The following is a 17,241-nucleotide window of genomic DNA, read 5'->3' on the forward strand; positions in this document are numbered from 1 at the left end:
ACTTCCCAGCAAGGCCCCCGGTTGGCTGTATTCGACAGGGGGTCAATCGAATTCGCAGATTTCCCGAAAGGATCTCCAGCCATGGCGTCTGATGTCCACAGCTCCGGTTCGTCTCCCAGTCTGTCCGAACCGACATCGATACCGGAGCGGTGGACTCCGCGACTGGTGTTCTCGCTGGCGTCAATCGTTCTACTCCTGGAAATGCTCGCAGTGAGCTACATGATGATTTCCACGGCGTTGCCCGCAATTTCGGTGCACTATCAAACGACGCAGGGAGCCTGGCTGCTGACGTCTTTCCTGCTGCTGGGTGCGGTTGCGTCGCCACTGCTCGGCAAGCTGGCAGACATGTACGGCAAGCGAAAAATCCTGCTCCTTGCGGTTGCGGGTGCAGCAGTCGGATCCTTCATCTCGGCGATCGCGCCGAGCTATGCCGTCCTGATTCTGGGCCGGGCGCTGACGGGTCTGCTCGTTCCGTGCTTGTTCTTGAGCTACTCCCTTATTCGAGATGTGTTTCCGCCGAAAACTGTTGCGCTGGCAGTCAGTATCGCAACTTCCGGTATGGGTCTGATCGCTATTCCGGCGCCGTTCCTCACGGGTTGGTTGATCGACAACCACGGTTTCCGGAGCATCTTCTGGTTCTTCTTCGTCGGGTTGATCATCCTTGGCGGCATGATCTTCGCTTCGACGGCGGAATCTGCTGTGCGACTACGCTCGTCGGTCGATCTGATCGGTGCGGCGCTCCTCGGATCGGGTATCGCAGGAATTCTGATCGGCGTCAGCTTCGGTCCGACCTGGGGCTGGAAGAGTGGTTCGACGCTGGCTTATCTGATCGGCGGCGTCGCGCTACTGATCGCGTGGGTGGCCTCTGCTCGCGCCATCCGTGAGCCGCTGATCGACCTGCGCTACTTCGGTAAGCGTTCGGTGATGCTCACTGCCGTCGGCGCAGGGTTCTGCTACGGCGCTTCGGGCGTATTCACGATTCTGCTACCGATGATGGTGATGACCCCAGCAGTCCTCGGGTTGGGATACGGATTCGGCGTCACGGCAGAAGGATTCGCGATCTTCCAGGCGCCTCTGGGCGGCATGGTAGTGGTCGGTGGCTTGATCGTCGGCTTCCTCGTTGGCCGCAACATCCGACCTCGTCTGCTGATGATCATCGGCATGACCCTCATGGCGGTCGGGTTCACCTTGACAGCGACCATCCACGACAACAAGCCGCTGCTCATCATCTTTGCCGGAATCTTCGGCGTCGGTATGGGTATGGGCTATGCATCGATTCCGAACCTGCTCATCGAAGCAGTGCCGCCGCAGTTGCAGGCAAGCACGGCGAGCATGGTCGCGGTCTTCCAGAGCATCTTCCCCGCGGTCCTTCCCGTCATCGCCTTCACGGTCTTGAACTCGCACATCGCGATGGCGATGGAGGGCGCTGTGTTCTACACCGACGAGGGCATGCGTATCGCGTTCCTGATCGGCGCTGCTGCAGCAGTTCTCGGCGCGATCGCAGCTGTGTTCCTGCCGCGAAACATCGTCCAGATCGGCGCAGAAGACGGCGCGGCGCAGGAGACGTCCCTCCTCCCTGCTCACTGAGCGGACACGCTGCGCGTGTAGATCCGGGCTGACAGGATTGGGTGTACCGACGAAAGGACTCCCATGACGTTCGCGGATCTGGACGGCGATGAACTGTGGAGTTATCTGCAGGAGCGTTCAGGATTGCCCGGCCCGCGCGCGAACCTCGCGCTCATGCTCGAGTTCGCGCGCGGCGCCGACAGCGACGACATCCTGCAGGCGGTGGAGTCCGAAGACGAATACATCCGCTGCTGTGGGATCGTCGGGCTCGGATTCATCCTTGTTCGTTCGCGCGACGAGGCTGTCCTGGACAGTCTGACGGAGGCAACCACCAGTGCTTCGTGGCGTGCACGTGAAGGCGCCGCGATGGCTGTTCAGGCGATAGGTGACACGGATCCGGAATTGTTGCGGGCGATCATCGAGCAGTGGGCACGTTCCGCCCATCCATTGACGCTGCGCGCAGCGGCTGCCGGGATCTGCGAGCCGCGGCTGCTGAAGGACAAGACCAACACTGTGCTGGCCGTCCGGGTGTGCCGAGACGCTACCGAGTGGATCGTCTCGCAACCAGCTGATTCCCGTCGTGACGCCGACACACGTACTCTCCGGCAGGCGCTCGGATAATGCTGGAGCGTCGCGGTCGCGGCGGATCCGGAGAACGCCCTGCCGGCATTCGTCTCCCTGGAGGCGTCGGACGACACCGATGTCGTCTGGATCGTCCGGGAGAACCGGAAGAAGGCTCGCCTGCGCAAGGTGCTCGAAACCTGACCCGTGGATCAGAGACGTAGGTTATCCTCAGAATTAGAACCTGTTCTAACTACGAGGGGTAGACCATGGCACCGTCCGCAGAGGTAATCCGCAAGACCGTCGACGCCTACATCGAGACAGTCGCCACGGGCACTGCCGCCCAGGTTGTGGCCCTGTATGCCGAGGGTGCAACGGTCGAAGACCCGGTTGGTTCCGACGTGCGCACCACCCGCGAGTCCATTCTCGAGTTCTACTCCGTGATCGAGAACTTCGACCAGGAAGCTCACCTGCACACCCTCCGCATTGCCGGAAACGAAGCGGCCTTCCACTTCTCGCTGATCACCAAGCTCGGTGAGCAGACGCTGACCATCGCGCCCATCGACGTCATGACCTTCGACGACGACGGAAAGATCCTGTCGATGCGCGCATTCTGGAACCAGGAAGACATGATCAGCGCCTGACATGACGGTGAAGACGATCGATGTCGACGGATTCCGTTGGCAGATGGACGATTCCGGTTCAGGGACAGCTGTGGTTCTGTGTCACGGCTTCCCTGGCCTCGGCTACAGCTATCGACATCAGTCGACGGCCTTGGCAGACGCGGGTTTTCGGGCGATCGCCCTCGACATGCCCGGTTACGGCGGCACTACACGCCCCGATGCGATCGACGAATACACCAACGACGCGGTCGCCGCCCGGATGATCGCGCTTCTCGACGCTCTCGGAATCGACAAAGCCGTCTTTGTCGGTCACGATTTTGGCGCACCGGCTGCGTGGACCACCGCTCTGCGCTACCCGGATCGTGTTGCGGGACTGGTCTCCTTGGCGGTTCCCTATGCGCCGGACCGCTTTCCGGCCAGGCCGTCCACAATCTACGCCGCCATGGCGCGCAAGCACTTTCTGCACATCCACTACTTCCAAGAACCAGGTGTGGCGGAGCGGGAACTCGACGCCCAGCCGCGTGAATTCCTGCAGCGACTCTTCCACGCTTTGTCCGGTGCCTATCGATACCTCGATGTGTGGGATCACCCCTCCGAGGGAAACGGCTACCTGGACGTACTCCCCGAGGCGCCCGCGTTGCCTTGGTCGTGGCTCACGGAAGAGGACTTCGATGTCTACGTAAAGACTTTTACTGCAACAGGATTCACTGGAGGATTGAGCTGGTACCGAGCCTACGACGCAAACTGGGAACGCAATGAGGATCTCGACGGCGCTCACATCAACGTCCCGACGCTCTTCGTCGCGGGCGCCGAGGATCCGGTCATCGCGATGAGCGGCCCCAAGGCATTGGACCGCATGAAGGACACCGTCCCCGAGTTGCGAGGTGTGCACCTTCTCGGCGGCGCGGGGCACTTCGTACAACAAGAACGTGCTACCGAGGTCAATGAACTTTTGATCTCTTTCCTTCGGTCTCTCTAGGCGAAATCGGGCCGAAGGTCTAGCGTTGCGCAGATGCGCACCAGGATCTTCGATCGCGGTATTCGAGTGGGTATCACCGGTGCTCTTGTTGCCGGTTCGCTTCTGGCTCTGGGTGTGTCCGGTGCCGCCGCCGCTCCGCCCTGCCCTGGATCGTCCCCCGCGATCCTCAGCGCCCAGATTCCGGGCGCGGCCCTCGAGGGTGTCACCGTGGACGGGCAGGGTCGCCTGTACGCGACAGACCTGGTGAGCGGGCGCATCTTTCGGATCGACGCGCCGGGTGCGGCAGCAGTCCCGATCGCGACGGTTCCCGGCGGTGCGGGCGCACTCGCGTGGAGCCCGGACGGTTCACTGCTGGTGGGAACCGGAGCCAACGCTGGCGTGCTGATCGGCGATCTGACGCGGGCTGCGTCGGTCGCGCGGGTGGACGTGAACTCGGGTGTCGTGACGCCGATCGCCGGTGGTCTGAGCGCTGCAAATGGTCTTGCCGTGGCACATGACGGAACGATCTATGCCACCAACGATTTTGGTTCGCTGATCGGAAAGGTCAGCCCCAACGGCGCCGTAGACCCGGCGTGGGCGAGCCTCCCGAGTGCTAACGGGGCCGCATTGAGTGCCGACAATCGCTGGCTTTACGTGTCGCGCACGTTTGCCAATCCGGGGGTCAGCCGCATCTCCGTCGACAATCCGGGCTATTCGGAGTCGCTGGTTGATCTCAGTGGTCTCGAAATATTCTCAGCCCCAGATGGTTTGACGTTGGATTCGCATGACCGCGCGATCGTCCCCACGGACATCAGCGGTGAGGTGTGGCGTATCGACGGCCCCGGTCAGTACTGCGCGCTCACCAGCGGACTTCAGGCGTCGAGTGTGTTGACCTACGGTCGTGGCAACTCCGGATTTGCAGCCGGACACCTCTACCGGGCCGGGTTCGACGGAAAGATTTTCGAGATTCCGGCGGGATTCGACGCGGGTGCTCAGGCGGCGACACCGTAAGTCGGACTTCTCGACTACTGCTGCCGGGAGTGTCCAAATCGGCCATACTGGTCTGCATGGCGGAAACGAGTGCGATCGACGAGGCCGAGAGAGCTGGGACAAGCCTGCCCGCGGTACCCCAGCCACTGCTGACGCCGCTCACGGAGGCTGCGATCTTCCTGGTTTTCACCATCGACGAGGGTGGTGAGCAGGCAGTTCACGACGTTCTGGCTGATATCTCGGGGCTGCAGCGATCCATCGGATTCCGGGTTCCCGCAGGTGGCTTGGCCACCGTGGTCGGCATCGGTTCGGATGCCTGGGACCGATTGTTCGAGGGCCCGCGACCTGCGGAACTGCATCCGTTTGTCGAGCTGACGGGTGACAAACACCACGCTCCCCGCACGCCGGGTGACCTGCTGTTCCACATCCGGGCCCGTCAGATGGATCTGTGCTTCGAGTTCGCTTCGGTTGTGACGACGAGGTTGGCCGGGGCGGCTTCCGTGGTCGACGAGGTGCACGGATTCAAGTATTTCGAGCAGCGCGATCTGATGGGGTTCGTGGACGGCACCGAGAACCCGTCCGGGCAAGCGGCATATGTCGCGGTCACTGTCGGCGACGAGGATCCGGAGTTCGCGGGCAGCAGCTACGTCATCGTCCAGAAGTATCTCCACGACATGTCGGAGTGGAATGCTCTGCCCGTCGAGGAGCAGGAGAACGTCATCGGACGCTCCAAGCTCGAAGACCTCGAGATGGACGACGACACCAAGCCCTCAAACGCTCACACCGCACTCACCGTCATCGAGGACGAATCTGGCGAGCAGATCCAGATTCTGCGTGACAACATGCCGTTCGGCCATGTCGGCTCGGCGGAGATGGGCACCTACTTCATCGGTTACTCGGCATCGCCGACGGTCACCGAGCAGATGCTCCGCAACATGTTCATCGGGAATCCCGTCGGCAACTACGACCGCATTCTCGATTTCTCGACCGCCGTCACCGGTATCAATTTCTTCGTTCCGACGGCGGATTTTCTCGATGATCCCCCGGACGTGCCGGCCAGGCTCGTCCCCGAAGCGACGTTCACAAAGCCCATCTCTGACGGTTCTCTCGGAATCGGCAGTCTCAAAAGGAGTGCCCAGCAATGACAAACCTGCACCGCGACCTAGCACCCATATCGGCAGCAGCGTGGGCCGAGATCGAAGAAGAGGCCAGCCGCACCTTCAAGCGTCACGTTGCCGGCCGCCGGGTTGTCGACGTCGAGGGTCCGTCGGGCGACGATCTTGCCTGTGTTGCGTTGGGGCATCAGGTTCCGATCAGTTCACTCGCGGACGGGGTGATCGCACACGCTCGTCAGTCGCAGCCGATCATCGAACTGAGGGTGCCGTTCACCGTCAGCCGCCAGGCAATCGACGACGTCGAGCGCGGCGCAAAGGATTCCGATTGGCAGCCGGTCAAGGACGCGGCTCAGAAGATCGCCTTTGCCGAGGATCGTGCCGTGTTCGAGGGATACCCGGCGGCAAATATCACGGGTGTGCGCGCGAGTGGTTCCAACCCTGAACTGAAGCTGCCTGCCGACGCCAAGGATTACCCCGAGGCCATCAGCCAGGCTCTCACGGCGTTGCGTCTGGCCGGTGTCAACGGCCCGTATTCGTTGCTGCTCAACGCAGATGCGTTCACTCAGATCAACGAAACCTCCGACCACGGCTACCCGATTCGCGAGCACATCAGGCGGGTGCTCGACGGCGACATCATCTGGGCTCCGGCTATCGACGGTGCGTTCCTGATGTCGACGCGCGGTGGCGATTACGAGTTGCACATCGGGCAGGATCTGTCGATCGGCTATCTGTCACACGATGCCGAATCGGTGGAACTGTACTTCCAGGAGTCGATGACATTCCTCATGTACACCAGTGAAGCCGTTGTCTCACTGACGTAACCGTCGATACTGAACTGGTAACCGTCGATACCAGGGCCGGCGTGGCAGTTCGCCGCTGTCCTGCAGGTGGGCGACAAACGCTTGGGCGTCGGCATGTGACGACGTCTTCGGTCGCCCGACGGCCCAGGCCGTGAACAACTCGAGATATCGATCGCCAAGGGTGTGGCGCACCATCGGAAGGTGGTGCGCCACTTCTCCGGCGCGCTTGCGAATCAGGGCCACCGACGCGACAGCGGTGTCCTCTGCATTGAATCCCGGCGGTAATTCACCGTCCGCGACCAACGCCCGTATCAGGGCCTCTTGACGTGCTCCGAGGCTGCTCATGTGCGTGACCACTCGGTATTCGCGGTGATACGACGCAGTCCTGCAGCATCGGCTATGGAATCGAGTTCGCCCAGAAGTTCGTGCGCTGGTGGGTAATTACCGTCCCGCTCGAGCATGATCGCGGGATGGTGCCCCGCCGCGGTGAATTGCTCGAGCAGTTCCACGACCTGCCGGGGAACGGGATCGGTGTGGGTGTCGTGGTACTTGCCGTCGTGCACGCTGCCACCGGCGATATGGCAATACGCAATGTGTTCCAGGGGTAGTCGGCACAATTCGGTCCATGCATCCAGGCCACGGTTGAGCGAATTCGCGTAGACATTCGCGATGTCGAGTACCAACCGAACCTCGGTGCGTTCGATCAGTTCCGACAGAAACTCGGCCTCGGTGAGTTCGTCGTCCGGCCAGTCGAAGAGAGCCGCGATGTTCTCCACCGCGAGTGGTACGGGGAGATTCTCCTGGGCGTGGGTGATGTTGCGCGTCAGGACATCCAGAGCCTCGTACGTCCGGGGAACCGGCAACAGGTGCCCCGCTTCGATGCCGCCGGCGCGGACAAACGCGATGTGTTCGCTGACCATCGGCACGCCGCGCAGCCCGGCTACCTGGGCCAGGTGCTCGACGCGCCGAGGATCTAGCGGGTCCGCGCCACCCAGCGACAGGGAAATGCCGTGTGGGATAACCGGAACGGCTAGCCGTTCCAGTTCGGGCGGCAGTGAACTGCCGAGGGATTCCGCAATCACCTCACAGAACGCGAGGCCGTCCAGCTGAGCGATGATTCCCGAGATTTCGGGGCGCCAGCCGATTCCGAGGCCGTGGAGAGTCATCCCCCGCACCCTCCGCCGCCGCCACCACATCCGCCGCCGCCACCGCCACAACTACTTCCGCTGCCGTCGCCGCCTCCACTGCTTCCTCCGTCGGCGCCGATTCCCGCTGCGGATGCCAGCGCCGGATTGATCATCAGGAATGCCGATCCGGCGAAGAGAGCCGCGGACATGCCGGCCAATCGTGGTCCGTAGGCGGAGAACGCGGGGTTGTTGCGTGGAGCGAGGTAGTCGTGAGATTTCGTCAACGCAGACCGCGCCGCGTTGCCTGATGCTGTGCGATCGAACGTCAATCCGAGGACGGGGATCATGAAGCCGGTGGCGATCACAGCGAGAAGCAGGAACTCGAAGGGCTTGTCGCCCACCACCCCGAACACGATTCTCACGACTCCGACTGCCACCAGGATTTTCAGGGGAAGAGTGGCGAACCAGATCGACCGCCGCGTACTAGGTGCCGTCAGATATCCCTTGTCCACCAGTGAGTTCCGCAGCTGAGTCGATTCCACGGTCATTCGCTCGGCGAGTTGGCGTCGACGGTGGGGTGAGGCTTGCTCAGCCAACTTGTCGTAGACCGTGCGGGTGTACCAATCGAGTGTCGCGTCACCTGGTCCCAGCGGCCGGAGAACCGCGCCGTCGATCGTGATCAGACCGGCGCCGCGCAGGATTGCCAACGATGCTGCGATAGCGCGGGCCTCACCCGTGAGCATGCCGACTTCGGGTGGGGTGAGCTGATCGATGAACTCGACGGGGACCTGGCGTGCTCGAAGCGTCAAGCGCCACAAGACGGTCAGAATAACCAGCGTAATAGCGACAATGATGTAGCCGTACAGGAATTCTCGGCTGGGGATTCCCCAGGTGTCGGCGGCGTAGGCGTTCATCCTCCGCACCCCCCGCCTCCACAACTGCTGCTGCTACCGCCACCATCCGAACCCGAGAACGAGCCGCAACTGTGGGAACTCGAGCCTCCACCGCCGGGGCTGTACGCCGCGCCGGCAGCCACAGCTCCTGCCAGGGCCGGATCAACCAGAACCAGTGCGCCGGAACCGAACAGGGCTGCCGACAACCCGGCGAGAGATGGCCCGTAGCTGGTGAACGACGGCCGCAGTTTGGGCGAGAGGTACGAGTTCTCATGCTTGAGTCGACGCAGTTCGCTTTCACCTAACGCAGTGCGTCGACGATTGATGCGTAGCAACGGAATCAACGCTGCCAACACGATGATCGTCAGAAGCAGGAATCCGACGGGCTTGCCGCCGGCCACGCCGAAGATCAACCGGACCACGCCGAGGCCGATGACTGCGACCAGAGGGGTGGTTCGCAGTAGTGCGTCGACGCCCTGCTGCGGGCGCTGAAGGTAGCCCCCGTCGATCAGTCCAGTACGGAGTTGGGCTAGCGCGACATTCATCCGCCCGAGCAGGCGCACTTGACGTAGCGGTACTGTGCCGCTGCCGAGCCGCTTGTGGAGAGTGCGGGTGAACCAGTCCAGGCGGCCCTTGTCCTCCTTGGTCAGGACTCGTGCGGCTTTCCCGGCGGTGGTGATGAGATCGGCGCTGCGCAGTATTGCCATCGAGGCGAGGATGGCCTGGTAGTCGCTCGTCAGGGCACCGACTTCGGGGGGCGTCAGTGGCCGTCGAACCGCGTCGACAACTGTTGGTGACCGGCGTGCTGCCATTCGGCTGTAGAGAGACAGTCCAACAGCGACTGCAGCGGCTACGAGGTACCACTGCAGGAAGGTCTGGCTGGGAATTCCCCAGGTGTCGGCTGCGTAGGTGCTCATCCTCCCCACCCCCCGCTGTCGGTCAGGATGCCCATTTCAGCAGGCGTCAGGGGGCGGGCGATCGCCAACGCGCCGTGGGTGGCGGCGACGTATCGCGCGCGGCAAGGTTCAGTGGAAAATTCCCACTTGTCCGTATGATTATTCATTGCGCTCCACCTTTCAACGTCCTTGTCCTACAACTGATGTCAGTATCGGGGCGCGTTGCGAGAAAGCGATATCCAGGGGTCGATCGTCACCATTCTGTTACCGTCGAACAGGAGTTTTACCGGCCGGTAGGTCGGAGAACTACCTCCGTCGGATGGGCGTCGGCGGGAGTTTCGACGGCAGTGCGCACCGCACGTGCCACAGTGGAGGCCTTCAGGAAGCTGCTCGGTTCGTAGTTTCCGCCCTCCCCGGCAACAATCTCGCGCTGCATATCGGTGTCGATTCTGCCCGGGTGGATGGACGTCACGCGCAACGACGGTTCCTCGAGCCGCAATGCGTCGCCAAACGCCCGGAGTGCAAACTTGCTGGCTGCGTACGATCCCCAGCCGGCATTGGCGCGCAGTCCGGCGCCGGAGTTGATCAGCACGACGTGACCGCCGCCGGCACGGAGAGCGGGAAGGAGTACGCGAGTCAGTTCGGCTACGGCGATGACATTGGCCTCGAATGTGCGCCGCCACTGATCGACCGAGGATTCCTCGATGGTCCCGAGATCCGCGATGCCGGCATTGTGCACCAGGACATTCAGCTTGTTGACGGGAACGGATGCGGTGACGGCGTCGTAATCGGTGAGGTCGACGGGCCACGATGTGGAACCGGGCAGTTCGGCGGTGATCGCCTCGAGGGAAGCCGCGGAACGGGCGCCGAGCACCAGGTCGTGGGTCGGTGCGAGTTCGCGCGCTATCGCAGCTCCGAGGCCGCGGCTGGAACCAGTGATCAAGGCAGTAGGACGCATGGGCTGAGCTTAACGACCCATGATTGTTCGGCTACCCGAACTTGTGTATTTGATAGCCCTGACATTAGAGTTTTACTATGACGACTCGCGACGCGAAAAACTACCGCCGCCTGGGGATTGTTGCTCTGGCGGCAGTGTTCCTCGTTGGATGCTCTGCGGTGAACTCCGCCGACGATGACCGCCCGGTAGTACTGACGACGTTCACCGTCCTCTCGGACATCGCGCAGAACGTCGCGGGCGACAATCTTCGCGTCGAGTCGATCACCAAGGCCGGAGCCGAGATCCACGGATACGAACCGACTCCCGGTGACATTCGTCGTGCCAACGAGGCCGATTTGATCCTCGACAACGGCATGAATCTCGAAGCGTGGTTCGCCAAGTTCGTCGACGGCCTCGACGTGCCGCACGTCGTGGTGAGTGAGGGCGTCGAGGGTATTCCCATCGCTGGTGACGCCTATGCGGGCAAGCCCAATCCGCATGCGTGGATGTCGCCGTTGAACACACAGATCTACGTCGACAACATGGTGGCCGCGTTCAGCGATCTTGATCCGGATAATGCAGCAGCATTTGCCGAGAACGGGGCGAAGTACAAGGCGGAACTCCAATCGGTGCAGGATCGGCTGGTCAGCGGCCTGGCAACGCTGCCTGCCGGTCAACGCGCGCTGGTGAGCTGTGAGGGTGCGTTCTCCTACCTCACCCGAGATGCCGGGCTCAGTGAGGCGTACATCTGGCCCGTCAACGCCGAGCAGCAAGCCACCCCGCAACAGATCATTGCGGCCATCGACTTCGTCCGGGCCAACGCCGTTCCCGCGGTGTTCTGCGAGTCGACGGTCTCGGATGCCCCGATGCAGCAGGTTGTCGGCGCAACGGGAGCGAAATTCGGTGGCACTCTGTACGTCGACTCGTTGTCCGAAGCAGACGGCCCCGTGCCCACGTACCTGGACATGATTCGTCACGACACCGACGTCATCCTCGGCGGACTCACCGGAGGGACATCATGAGCGAAGCGATCCGCGTCGAGAACGTCAGCGTCCACTACGGCGACGTGCATGCGCTCGAGCACGTCGACCTGACGCTGAACTCGGGCAGCGTGTGCGGCCTGATCGGGATGAACGGCTCGGGAAAGTCGACGTTGTTCAAGGTGATCATGGGAATGATCAAGCCGGACAGCGGGTCTGTGCGTATCGCCGGCATCGAGGCGGTGGTGGCCCGCAAGAAGGGGTACGTCGGATACGTTCCGCAGAGCGAGGACGTCGACTGGAGTTTTCCGATCAGTGTTCGCGACGTGGTGATGATGGGCCGGTACGGGCACATGGGGTTCACCCGGCGTCCACGACGCGCTGATCGAGATGCTGTTGCCCATGCTCTGGAGCGAGTGCAACTGACAGAATTCGCGGACCGCCAGATCGGGCAGCTGTCCGGTGGTCAGAAGAAGCGCGCGTTTGTTGCGCGCGGCATTGCGCAGGACGCGTCGATCCTGTTGCTCGACGAGCCTTTTGCGGGCGTCGACAAGCGTTCCGAGGCAACTATTTCCACACTTCTTCGGGAATTGGCGGCCGACGGACGGTCGATTCTGGTCTCGACGCATGACCTCCACGCGGTTCCGAAACTGTGTGACGAAGCGGTACTTCTCATGCGGAAGGTACTGGTCCATTCCGACCCCGATACCGTGCTTCGGCCGGAGAACCTTGCCCTCGCCTTCGGCCTCGACGTGATGGACAGGACCTGATCGATGAACATCGTGGAACTACTTCTCGATCCGCTCGAATACGGATTCATGGTGCGCGCCTTGACTGTTGCCGTGGTCGCCGCGGTGGTGTGCGGCGTGCTCAGCTGCTGGTTGGTGCTCATCGGGTGGTCGCTCATGGGTGATGCCGTGTCCCACGCTGTCCTGCCGGGAGTGGTGCTGGCTTACGTCGTCGGAGCACCGTTTGCTATCGGCGCTCTGATCTTCGGGCTGATCGCCGTCGCGTTGATCGGATTGATACGCAACACGAGTCGCGTCAAGGAGGACGCCGCGATCGGGATCGTCTTCACCACACTCTTTGCCTTCGGGTTGGTGTTGATCTCGGTCACGCCGAGCCAGACCGACCTCAATCACATCATCTTCGGTAACTTGCTCGGCGTGAGTTCGTCGGATCTTCTGCAGGTGGCAGTGCTCGGTGCTGTGGCCCTTGGCGTACTACTGGTCAAGCGCCGCGATCTCACGCTGTTTGCCTTCGATCCCGTCCACGCCAACGCAATCGGGCTCTCCCCCAAGCGGCTCAGTGCGTTGCTGTTGGGAGTTCTCGCGCTCACCGCCGTGGTCGCGCTGCAGGCCGTCGGGGTCGTGCTGGTGGTTGCCATGCTGATCATTCCCGGTGCAACGGCTTACCTTCTGACCGACAGGTTTTCGCGGATGTTGATGATCGCGCCCGCCATATCGGCAGCGTGCGCGATCACCGGCATCTACATCAGTTACTACCTCGACACCGCGTCCGGCGGCATGGTGGTGATGACGCAAGGGATCGTCTTCACTCTGGTCTATCTGTTCAGCCCCAGCCACGGGGTTCTGGCCAAGTGGATTGTGCAGCGGCGCAGACGATCGCTCAGTGCGCCTGCAGGCGCCCGTCAATCATCTCCAGAACTCGATCGCAGTGACGAAGCACTTCGTGATCGTGGGTGACCATGACGGTGGCGACGCCGCTCGAGTGAGTTTCGCGGGCAAGTAGTTCGACGATGTCGTGGCTGCGTTGCCGGTCGAGCGCTGCGGTGGGCTCGTCCACCAGCAGTACGGAAGGATCGCTGATCAGAGCGCGCGCAATGCCCACTCGTTGACGCTCACCACCGGACAGTTGACCCGGTCGTCTGCTGGCGCGGTGGGTCATCCCGACGGCCTCGAGCAATTCTGCCGGCGTTTTCGATCCCTTTCGGCCGGTGATCTTCTCGACCAGACGTAACTGATCGGTCGCGCTCAACGCCGGAATGAGATTGCCGGACTGGAACACGAATCCGATGTTGTCGCGACGAAACTCGGCCAGTTTCTTCTTGGACAGGCCGGTAATGGTGGTGCCGTTCACGGTCACGGTGCCGCCCGTCGGGGTTGTCAGTCCACCGGCAACGGCAAGCAGACTGGATTTTCCGGCACCGGACGGGCCGACGACGGCTACGATCTCGCCGGGCAACACACTCAGGTCGACATTGTCGAGTGCGGTGACGTTGTTGTCGCCGTCGCCGAAACAGAGCTGCGCCGCAGCAAGATTCAATCCGAGCGTGGTAGTTGTAACGGTCATCGGTTTTCTCCTAGCGCGGCAAGGGGGTCCACAGACGAGATGCGGGCGATGGCAACAACGGCTCCGGCAAGACCGAGGACGGTGAGCAGTGCTGCACCGCTGACGACGGGGCCCGCCTCGAGAGCAAACGGCATCCCGGATCCGGTGAGCAGGCTACCGAGACCCAAACCTACGGCCACACCGGTCAATACGGATGCAACGAGGACGATCACAGCCTGCATCAGACCGTCGCGCAGCAGAAATCCGGTGGACGCTCCCATGGCGCGCATGACTGCGATTTCACGGCTGCGCTGCACCGTCCAGATGGTGAAGAACGCACCGACCACCAAGGCTGATATTGCGTACAGGAAGGCCTTGATCATCGTCATCGTCATCATCTCGGCGCTGTAACCCGGTGAGGATTCGAAAGATTCAGTCAACGTCTTCGATGCGGTTCCGGCAGCAGCGTCGCCGGCACTCAGATCGGGAAGTACACCGTCGACGCCTTGGATGGCGATAACACTGCCCTCGTTGTAGGCGTCGGCGCGCGGTGCCTCACCGGCCTTGGTGCCGGCATGGATCTGTTGCCAGGTGCTCAGCGGAACATACGCAACGTCGACGTGGCCGAAAGTTCTTTGGTCACTGGTGAATCCGACAACTGTTAGATCCGTTCCGAGGCGGTCGACGGTGACTGTATCGCCGAGATTCACACCCTCGTCGCGGGCGGTGTTGCTGACGATGACGGTGTTCTCGCCGCTCAGCGCGGTACCTTCTGCGGCCGCAGGTTCGAGGAACGAGCCAGGCTCGATCCCGAAAAGTGTGAGGTCGACGGGGGTGCCGTTCTGGGTTTTTGCATTCACGATCATGTTTCCGAACAGGGCTGCATTGGCTACGTCGGGACGCTCACGCCAGGCTTGGGCCTGCTCTTCGGTGACCACCGAACGGCTGAATGCGGAATCGGATTTGGTGCCTTCGGCAAAAGCAAAGGCTTGTGCCGGTGTGCGTTGCAGGCCCGATACGCCGTCGTTGACGAGGCCGGAAGACAGTCCGGCCATGATCACCATCAGGATCGAGATGAGGGCGATCACGGCGCCCATCAGCAAAAATCGAGTTCGCGCGAACACGAGTTCGCGCACGGCCAGAAACATGATGCCTCCGAAGTGTGTCGGCGACCTGGCCGACGGTTGTACGACAATTACGACGCTGTAGCTATTACGACACTGTGTCGTAATCATACCGACGCCCTGTCGGGAACATGTCGACAGGGTGTCGGTAAGTGTCGTTATCTACGTCAGATCAGCGCATACACCGTCGCCGGCGACCCGGAACCGCCACGATTGACAGTGCCTCCCACAAGCACATGCGCACCCGTGGTGGGGAGGGCACTCAGGTTGGCAAGATTCTCCAGACTGATGCGATGGGCGCCGTACAGCAGGGTGGAGACGGCGTAGCTGTCGTCGCTCCCGGCGTCGGGTCCGAAGGTGTCGGTACCCAGGGCGCCTCGTCGGCCCAACCGTCCGGAATCGAGGAGCCACCGAACTGCGTCGACGCCGAAGCCCGGCTGATGAATACCGGAGGCGTCGATGTTCGCGTACAGATCTGTGCCCCAACGGGATTCCCAGCCGGTCCACAAGATCACCGCAGCGCCGTCCGGTATCCGCCCGTGCCTCGATTCCCAGTCGACCAGATCGTCGACCCTGAGAATGTAGTCGGAATTCAGGGCAGACTTCTCCCGGATGTCGATTTTCACTGCGGGTAAGTACAGGTCGGCAGGATCCAATTGATCCGCGGTCAGGCCGCCGAGTTCAAAATGTGCCGGTGCGCCCCAATGGGTTCCGGTGTGTTCACCCTGCTTGACGTACTGCAGGTAATAGCCGTCAGCTTCGACGGTGGTGGCCGTCTCGAGGGCGAACTCCGGGTCGCCGGGAAAGATCGGCGTGGATGCGGGGTCGTTGACATGTGAGAGCGAGACGATGCGATGCGGTGTGCCAAAGCTGTTGCTTTGCAGCGATTCCCACGAAGACCAGCGGACATTGCGTACCGCGATCACCTGCCCGTTCGGGCGGGTGTCAACGTATTGAGGATATTTCGAAGCCAGGGCGTCGATCGCGCTCTCCGCCTCGTCGGTTCCCGGCTCCAGAATTTCGGCATCACCGTCCGCCCGTACCCACCACAGCTGCGACCAGTCGTCGTCGTAGCGATCGACCAGCAGGCTGACGTGGCCCGTCGCGGCTATGTTCTTCAGCCGGCGAAGTGCGGTTGTGGTTTTCGGTTTGTGGTCGACACACGAGTAGACGGTGTTGCCGACAACAACAAACACGAGCGGCACGATGTGGGGAACACTGTTGGTATCGGCGGTCGCCAGTCGTGCTACTCGTGCTGTGGAGAATCGTGCTTTCGGATCGTCCATATCCACAGCGTAAGTGGATCAGGGGTTGCCGCGAGCGCCTGCTGACGGAACAGTGGACCCATGGAACCGGATGAAGCGCTTCGGGAGATCGCCTACTGGCTCGAACGATCGCGGGCCGAGACGCACCGAGTGAAGGCCTACCGGCGTGCCGCTGAGGTCTTCGCAGGGCTGTCGGACGACGAGAAGGAATCGCGTCGCAAAGCCGACAGTTGGAAAGCCCTCACCGGCATCGGACCCAAAACAGCGACGATCATTGCCCAGTCGTACGACGGTGTTCCCGAGTACCTCGCCGAGTTGCGGGGACAGGCGCAACCTATCGGCGACGGCCCGCTGCGGCAGGCTTTGCGCGGCGATCTGCACACGCACTCCGATTGGTCCGACGGCGGCAGCCCCATCGAGGAAATGATGCGACGGGCTGCCGCGTTGGGCCATGACTACTGCGCGCTCACCGACCACTCACCGCGTCTGACCGTCGCCAACGGGCTGTCCGCGGATCGCCTGCGAGCTCAACTCGACGTCATTGCCGCATTGAATGCGGAACTGGCCCCGTTCCGGATCCTTACAGGTATCGAGGTCGACATCCTCGAAGACGGTTCCCTCGATCAGGACCCGGATCTGCTCGACGAACTCGACATCGTGGTGGCGAGTGTGCATTCCAAACTGCGATCCGAACGCGAGGCCATGACTCGCAGAATGCTTGCCGCGGTGCGTAATCCGCGGGTAGACATTCTCGGCCACTGCACCGGCCGGCTTGTCGAGGGTGGTCGCGGTACTCGTCCCGAATCGCAGTTCGACGCCGAGAAAGTGTTCGAGGCCTGCCGCGAATCCGGTACTGCTGTGGAGATCAATTCCCGGCCCGAACGTCGTGATCCGCCGTCGCGGTTGATCGAGTTGGCCCTCGATCTCGACTGCATGTTCTCCATCGACACCGACGCTCATGCTCCCGGCCAATTGGCATGGCAGGGCTACGGGTGCGAGCGCGCCGAAAAGTGCGGCGTCGACGCCGATCGGGTGATCAACACGTGGACGGCCGACGCGCTCCTCGAATGGGCTGGCAACTGAGAGGGCTGGAAGGCAGCGGTGGTCCGCTGCG

20 protein-coding genes and 1 pseudogene are annotated in these 17,241 nt (G+C 62.2%); 11 read left to right on the forward strand and 10 right to left on the reverse strand.

Annotation, left to right across the window (positions count from 1 at the left end; translation table 11 throughout):
- The first annotated feature begins 81 nt into the window (after nucleotides 1–81).
- From RG2_RS25660 to RG2_RS25690, 7 genes are all read left to right on the forward strand, one after another.
- On the forward strand, nucleotides 82–1,587 hold the full coding sequence (locus RG2_RS25660) for an MFS transporter (RefSeq protein ID WP_033235275.1): 1,506 nt from the start codon (nucleotides 82–84) through the stop codon (nucleotides 1,585–1,587).
- A gap of 63 nt (nucleotides 1,588–1,650) precedes the next feature.
- On the forward strand, nucleotides 1,651–2,187 hold the full coding sequence (locus RG2_RS25665) for a DNA alkylation repair protein (RefSeq protein WP_230590222.1): 537 nt from the start codon (nucleotides 1,651–1,653) through the stop codon (nucleotides 2,185–2,187).
- 209 nt (nucleotides 2,188–2,396) lie between these two features.
- Nucleotides 2,397–2,771 carry a nuclear transport factor 2 family protein gene (locus RG2_RS25670; protein ID WP_033235274.1) on the forward strand — a complete coding sequence of 125 codons (375 nt, stop codon included), beginning with the start codon at nucleotides 2,397–2,399 and terminating at the stop codon, nucleotides 2,769–2,771.
- Nucleotide 2,772: 1 nt separating this feature from the next.
- Complete coding sequence (locus RG2_RS25675) at nucleotides 2,773–3,729, forward strand: alpha/beta fold hydrolase (protein ID WP_033235273.1); 957 nt, start codon at nucleotides 2,773–2,775, stop codon at nucleotides 3,727–3,729.
- Between the two features lie 33 nt (nucleotides 3,730–3,762).
- Nucleotides 3,763–4,719, forward strand: a complete 957-nt coding sequence (locus RG2_RS25680) for an SMP-30/gluconolactonase/LRE family protein (protein ID WP_033235272.1) — start codon at nucleotides 3,763–3,765, stop codon at nucleotides 4,717–4,719.
- 56 nt (nucleotides 4,720–4,775) lie between these two features.
- Nucleotides 4,776–5,843 (forward strand): Dyp-type peroxidase, encoded by a 1,068-nt coding sequence (locus RG2_RS25685; RefSeq protein WP_095888072.1) that lies wholly within the window; start codon nucleotides 4,776–4,778, stop codon nucleotides 5,841–5,843.
- Entirely contained in the window at nucleotides 5,840–6,634 is a 795-nt protein-coding gene (locus RG2_RS25690; RefSeq protein ID WP_033235271.1) for a family 1 encapsulin nanocompartment shell protein, read from the forward strand. Before RG2_RS25685 ends, RG2_RS25690 begins: the two co-directional genes overlap by 4 nt.
- On the opposite strand, the gene RG2_RS25695 is transcribed toward RG2_RS25690, so the two are convergent.
- The 6 genes from RG2_RS25695 to RG2_RS25715 all read right to left on the reverse strand — a co-directional run bounded on the left by RG2_RS25695 (nucleotide 6,623) and on the right by RG2_RS25715 (nucleotide 10,487).
- A complete protein-coding gene (locus RG2_RS25695; protein ID WP_033235417.1) occupies nucleotides 6,623–6,958 on the reverse strand; it encodes an SCO6045 C-terminal-like domain-containing protein in 336 nt (111 codons plus the stop codon). The genes RG2_RS25690 and RG2_RS25695 overlap by 12 nt on opposite strands.
- On the reverse strand, nucleotides 6,955–7,779 hold the full coding sequence (locus RG2_RS25700) for an MbnB/TglH/ChrH family RiPP precursor modification enzyme (RefSeq protein ID WP_033235270.1): 825 nt from the start codon (nucleotides 7,777–7,779) through the stop codon (nucleotides 6,955–6,957). The genes RG2_RS25695 and RG2_RS25700 overlap by 4 nt, the downstream gene beginning before the upstream one ends.
- Complete coding sequence (locus RG2_RS25705; protein ID WP_033235269.1) at nucleotides 7,776–8,654, reverse strand: TIGR04222 domain-containing membrane protein; 879 nt, start codon at nucleotides 8,652–8,654, stop codon at nucleotides 7,776–7,778. Before RG2_RS25705 ends, RG2_RS25700 begins: the two co-directional genes overlap by 4 nt.
- Entirely contained in the window at nucleotides 8,651–9,550 is a 900-nt protein-coding gene (locus RG2_RS25710; RefSeq protein WP_033235268.1) for a TIGR04222 domain-containing membrane protein, read from the reverse strand. Before RG2_RS25710 ends, RG2_RS25705 begins: the two co-directional genes overlap by 4 nt.
- Nucleotides 9,547–9,696: a hypothetical protein gene (locus RG2_RS31915; RefSeq protein ID WP_155276689.1), complete on the reverse strand. Its 150-nt coding sequence runs from the start codon at nucleotides 9,694–9,696 to the stop codon at nucleotides 9,547–9,549. Before RG2_RS31915 ends, RG2_RS25710 begins: the two co-directional genes overlap by 4 nt.
- Before the next feature lie 116 nt (nucleotides 9,697–9,812).
- Complete coding sequence (locus RG2_RS25715) at nucleotides 9,813–10,487, reverse strand: SDR family oxidoreductase (RefSeq protein ID WP_033235267.1); 675 nt, start codon at nucleotides 10,485–10,487, stop codon at nucleotides 9,813–9,815.
- A gap of 77 nt (nucleotides 10,488–10,564) precedes the next feature.
- Between RG2_RS25715 and RG2_RS25720 the strand changes: the two genes are divergently transcribed.
- Genes RG2_RS25720 through RG2_RS25730 form a run of 3 tightly spaced genes read left to right on the forward strand, consistent with a single transcriptional unit; the run spans nucleotide 10,565 to nucleotide 13,152 of the window.
- A complete protein-coding gene (locus RG2_RS25720) occupies nucleotides 10,565–11,488 on the forward strand; it encodes a metal ABC transporter substrate-binding protein (RefSeq protein WP_033235266.1) in 924 nt (307 codons plus the stop codon).
- Nucleotides 11,485–12,216 carry a metal ABC transporter ATP-binding protein gene (locus RG2_RS25725; RefSeq protein ID WP_033235265.1) on the forward strand — a complete coding sequence of 244 codons (732 nt, stop codon included), beginning with the start codon at nucleotides 11,485–11,487 and terminating at the stop codon, nucleotides 12,214–12,216. Before RG2_RS25720 ends, RG2_RS25725 begins: the two co-directional genes overlap by 4 nt.
- 3 nt (nucleotides 12,217–12,219) lie before the next feature.
- Entirely contained in the window at nucleotides 12,220–13,152 is a 933-nt protein-coding gene (locus RG2_RS25730) for a metal ABC transporter permease (protein ID WP_230590220.1), read from the forward strand.
- Here RG2_RS25730 and RG2_RS25735 read toward each other — a convergent pair.
- The 4 genes and pseudogenes from RG2_RS25735 to RG2_RS32040 all read right to left on the reverse strand — a co-directional run.
- On the reverse strand, nucleotides 13,076–13,759 hold the full coding sequence (locus RG2_RS25735) for an ABC transporter ATP-binding protein (RefSeq protein WP_033235264.1): 684 nt from the start codon (nucleotides 13,757–13,759) through the stop codon (nucleotides 13,076–13,078). The two genes, RG2_RS25730 and RG2_RS25735, sit on opposite strands and share 77 nt — an antisense overlap.
- Nucleotides 13,756–14,886 (reverse strand): ABC transporter permease, encoded by a 1,131-nt coding sequence (locus RG2_RS25740; RefSeq protein WP_033235263.1) that lies wholly within the window; start codon nucleotides 14,884–14,886, stop codon nucleotides 13,756–13,758. The genes RG2_RS25735 and RG2_RS25740 overlap by 4 nt, the downstream gene beginning before the upstream one ends.
- A gap of 143 nt (nucleotides 14,887–15,029) precedes the next feature.
- Nucleotides 15,030–15,746: a cyclase family protein gene (locus RG2_RS31585; RefSeq protein ID WP_033235415.1), complete on the reverse strand. Its 717-nt coding sequence runs from the start codon at nucleotides 15,744–15,746 to the stop codon at nucleotides 15,030–15,032.
- Nucleotides 15,747–16,148: pseudogene (locus tag RG2_RS32040) on the reverse strand (TIGR03668 family PPOX class F420-dependent oxidoreductase); the annotation flags it as partial.
- A 60-nt stretch (nucleotides 16,149–16,208) separates the two neighbouring features.
- Here RG2_RS32040 and RG2_RS25750 point away from each other — a divergent pair.
- Complete coding sequence (locus RG2_RS25750; RefSeq protein WP_033235262.1) at nucleotides 16,209–17,210, forward strand: PHP domain-containing protein; 1,002 nt, start codon at nucleotides 16,209–16,211, stop codon at nucleotides 17,208–17,210.
- The last annotated feature ends 31 nt before the right edge of the window (nucleotides 17,211–17,241 follow it).

The sequence above is a fragment of the Rhodococcus globerulus NBRC 14531 genome, assembly GCF_001894805.1.
Lineage (GTDB): Bacteria > Actinomycetota > Actinomycetes > Mycobacteriales > Mycobacteriaceae > Rhodococcus_F > Rhodococcus_F globerula.

What these genes read in the sequence shown, in the direction of transcription:
- RG2_RS25705 (WP_033235269.1), bottom strand. Translation starts at nt 8,654, where the DNA reads ATGAACGCCTACGCCGCCGACACCTGGGGAATCCCCAGCCGAGAATTC.
- RG2_RS31915 (WP_155276689.1), bottom strand. Translation starts at nt 9,696, where the DNA reads ATGAATAATCATACGGACAAGTGGGAATTTTCCACTGAACCTTGCCGC.
- RG2_RS25665 (WP_230590222.1), top strand. Translation starts at nt 1,651, where the DNA reads ATGACGTTCGCGGATCTGGACGGCGATGAACTGTGGAGTTATCTGCAG.
- RG2_RS25720 (WP_033235266.1), top strand. Translation starts at nt 10,565, where the DNA reads ATGACGACTCGCGACGCGAAAAACTACCGCCGCCTGGGGATTGTTGCT.
- RG2_RS25670 (WP_033235274.1), top strand. Translation starts at nt 2,397, where the DNA reads ATGGCACCGTCCGCAGAGGTAATCCGCAAGACCGTCGACGCCTACATC.
- RG2_RS25725 (WP_033235265.1), top strand. Translation starts at nt 11,485, where the DNA reads ATGAGCGAAGCGATCCGCGTCGAGAACGTCAGCGTCCACTACGGCGAC.
- RG2_RS25730 (WP_230590220.1), top strand. Translation starts at nt 12,220, where the DNA reads ATGAACATCGTGGAACTACTTCTCGATCCGCTCGAATACGGATTCATG.
- RG2_RS25685 (WP_095888072.1), top strand. Translation starts at nt 4,776, where the DNA reads ATGGCGGAAACGAGTGCGATCGACGAGGCCGAGAGAGCTGGGACAAGC.
- RG2_RS25735 (WP_033235264.1), bottom strand. Translation starts at nt 13,759, where the DNA reads ATGACCGTTACAACTACCACGCTCGGATTGAATCTTGCTGCGGCGCAG.
- RG2_RS25690 (WP_033235271.1), top strand. Translation starts at nt 5,840, where the DNA reads ATGACAAACCTGCACCGCGACCTAGCACCCATATCGGCAGCAGCGTGG.
- RG2_RS25700 (WP_033235270.1), bottom strand. Translation starts at nt 7,779, where the DNA reads ATGACTCTCCACGGCCTCGGAATCGGCTGGCGCCCCGAAATCTCGGGA.
- RG2_RS25750 (WP_033235262.1), top strand. Translation starts at nt 16,209, where the DNA reads ATGGAACCGGATGAAGCGCTTCGGGAGATCGCCTACTGGCTCGAACGA.
- RG2_RS25715 (WP_033235267.1), bottom strand. Translation starts at nt 10,487, where the DNA reads ATGCGTCCTACTGCCTTGATCACTGGTTCCAGCCGCGGCCTCGGAGCT.
- RG2_RS25660 (WP_033235275.1), top strand. Translation starts at nt 82, where the DNA reads ATGGCGTCTGATGTCCACAGCTCCGGTTCGTCTCCCAGTCTGTCCGAA.
- RG2_RS25675 (WP_033235273.1), top strand. Translation starts at nt 2,773, where the DNA reads ATGACGGTGAAGACGATCGATGTCGACGGATTCCGTTGGCAGATGGAC.
- RG2_RS25695 (WP_033235417.1), bottom strand. Translation starts at nt 6,958, where the DNA reads ATGAGCAGCCTCGGAGCACGTCAAGAGGCCCTGATACGGGCGTTGGTC.
- RG2_RS25710 (WP_033235268.1), bottom strand. Translation starts at nt 9,550, where the DNA reads ATGAGCACCTACGCAGCCGACACCTGGGGAATTCCCAGCCAGACCTTC.
- RG2_RS25680 (WP_033235272.1), top strand. Translation starts at nt 3,763, where the DNA reads ATGCGCACCAGGATCTTCGATCGCGGTATTCGAGTGGGTATCACCGGT.
- RG2_RS25740 (WP_033235263.1), bottom strand. Translation starts at nt 14,886, where the DNA reads ATGTTTCTGGCCGTGCGCGAACTCGTGTTCGCGCGAACTCGATTTTTG.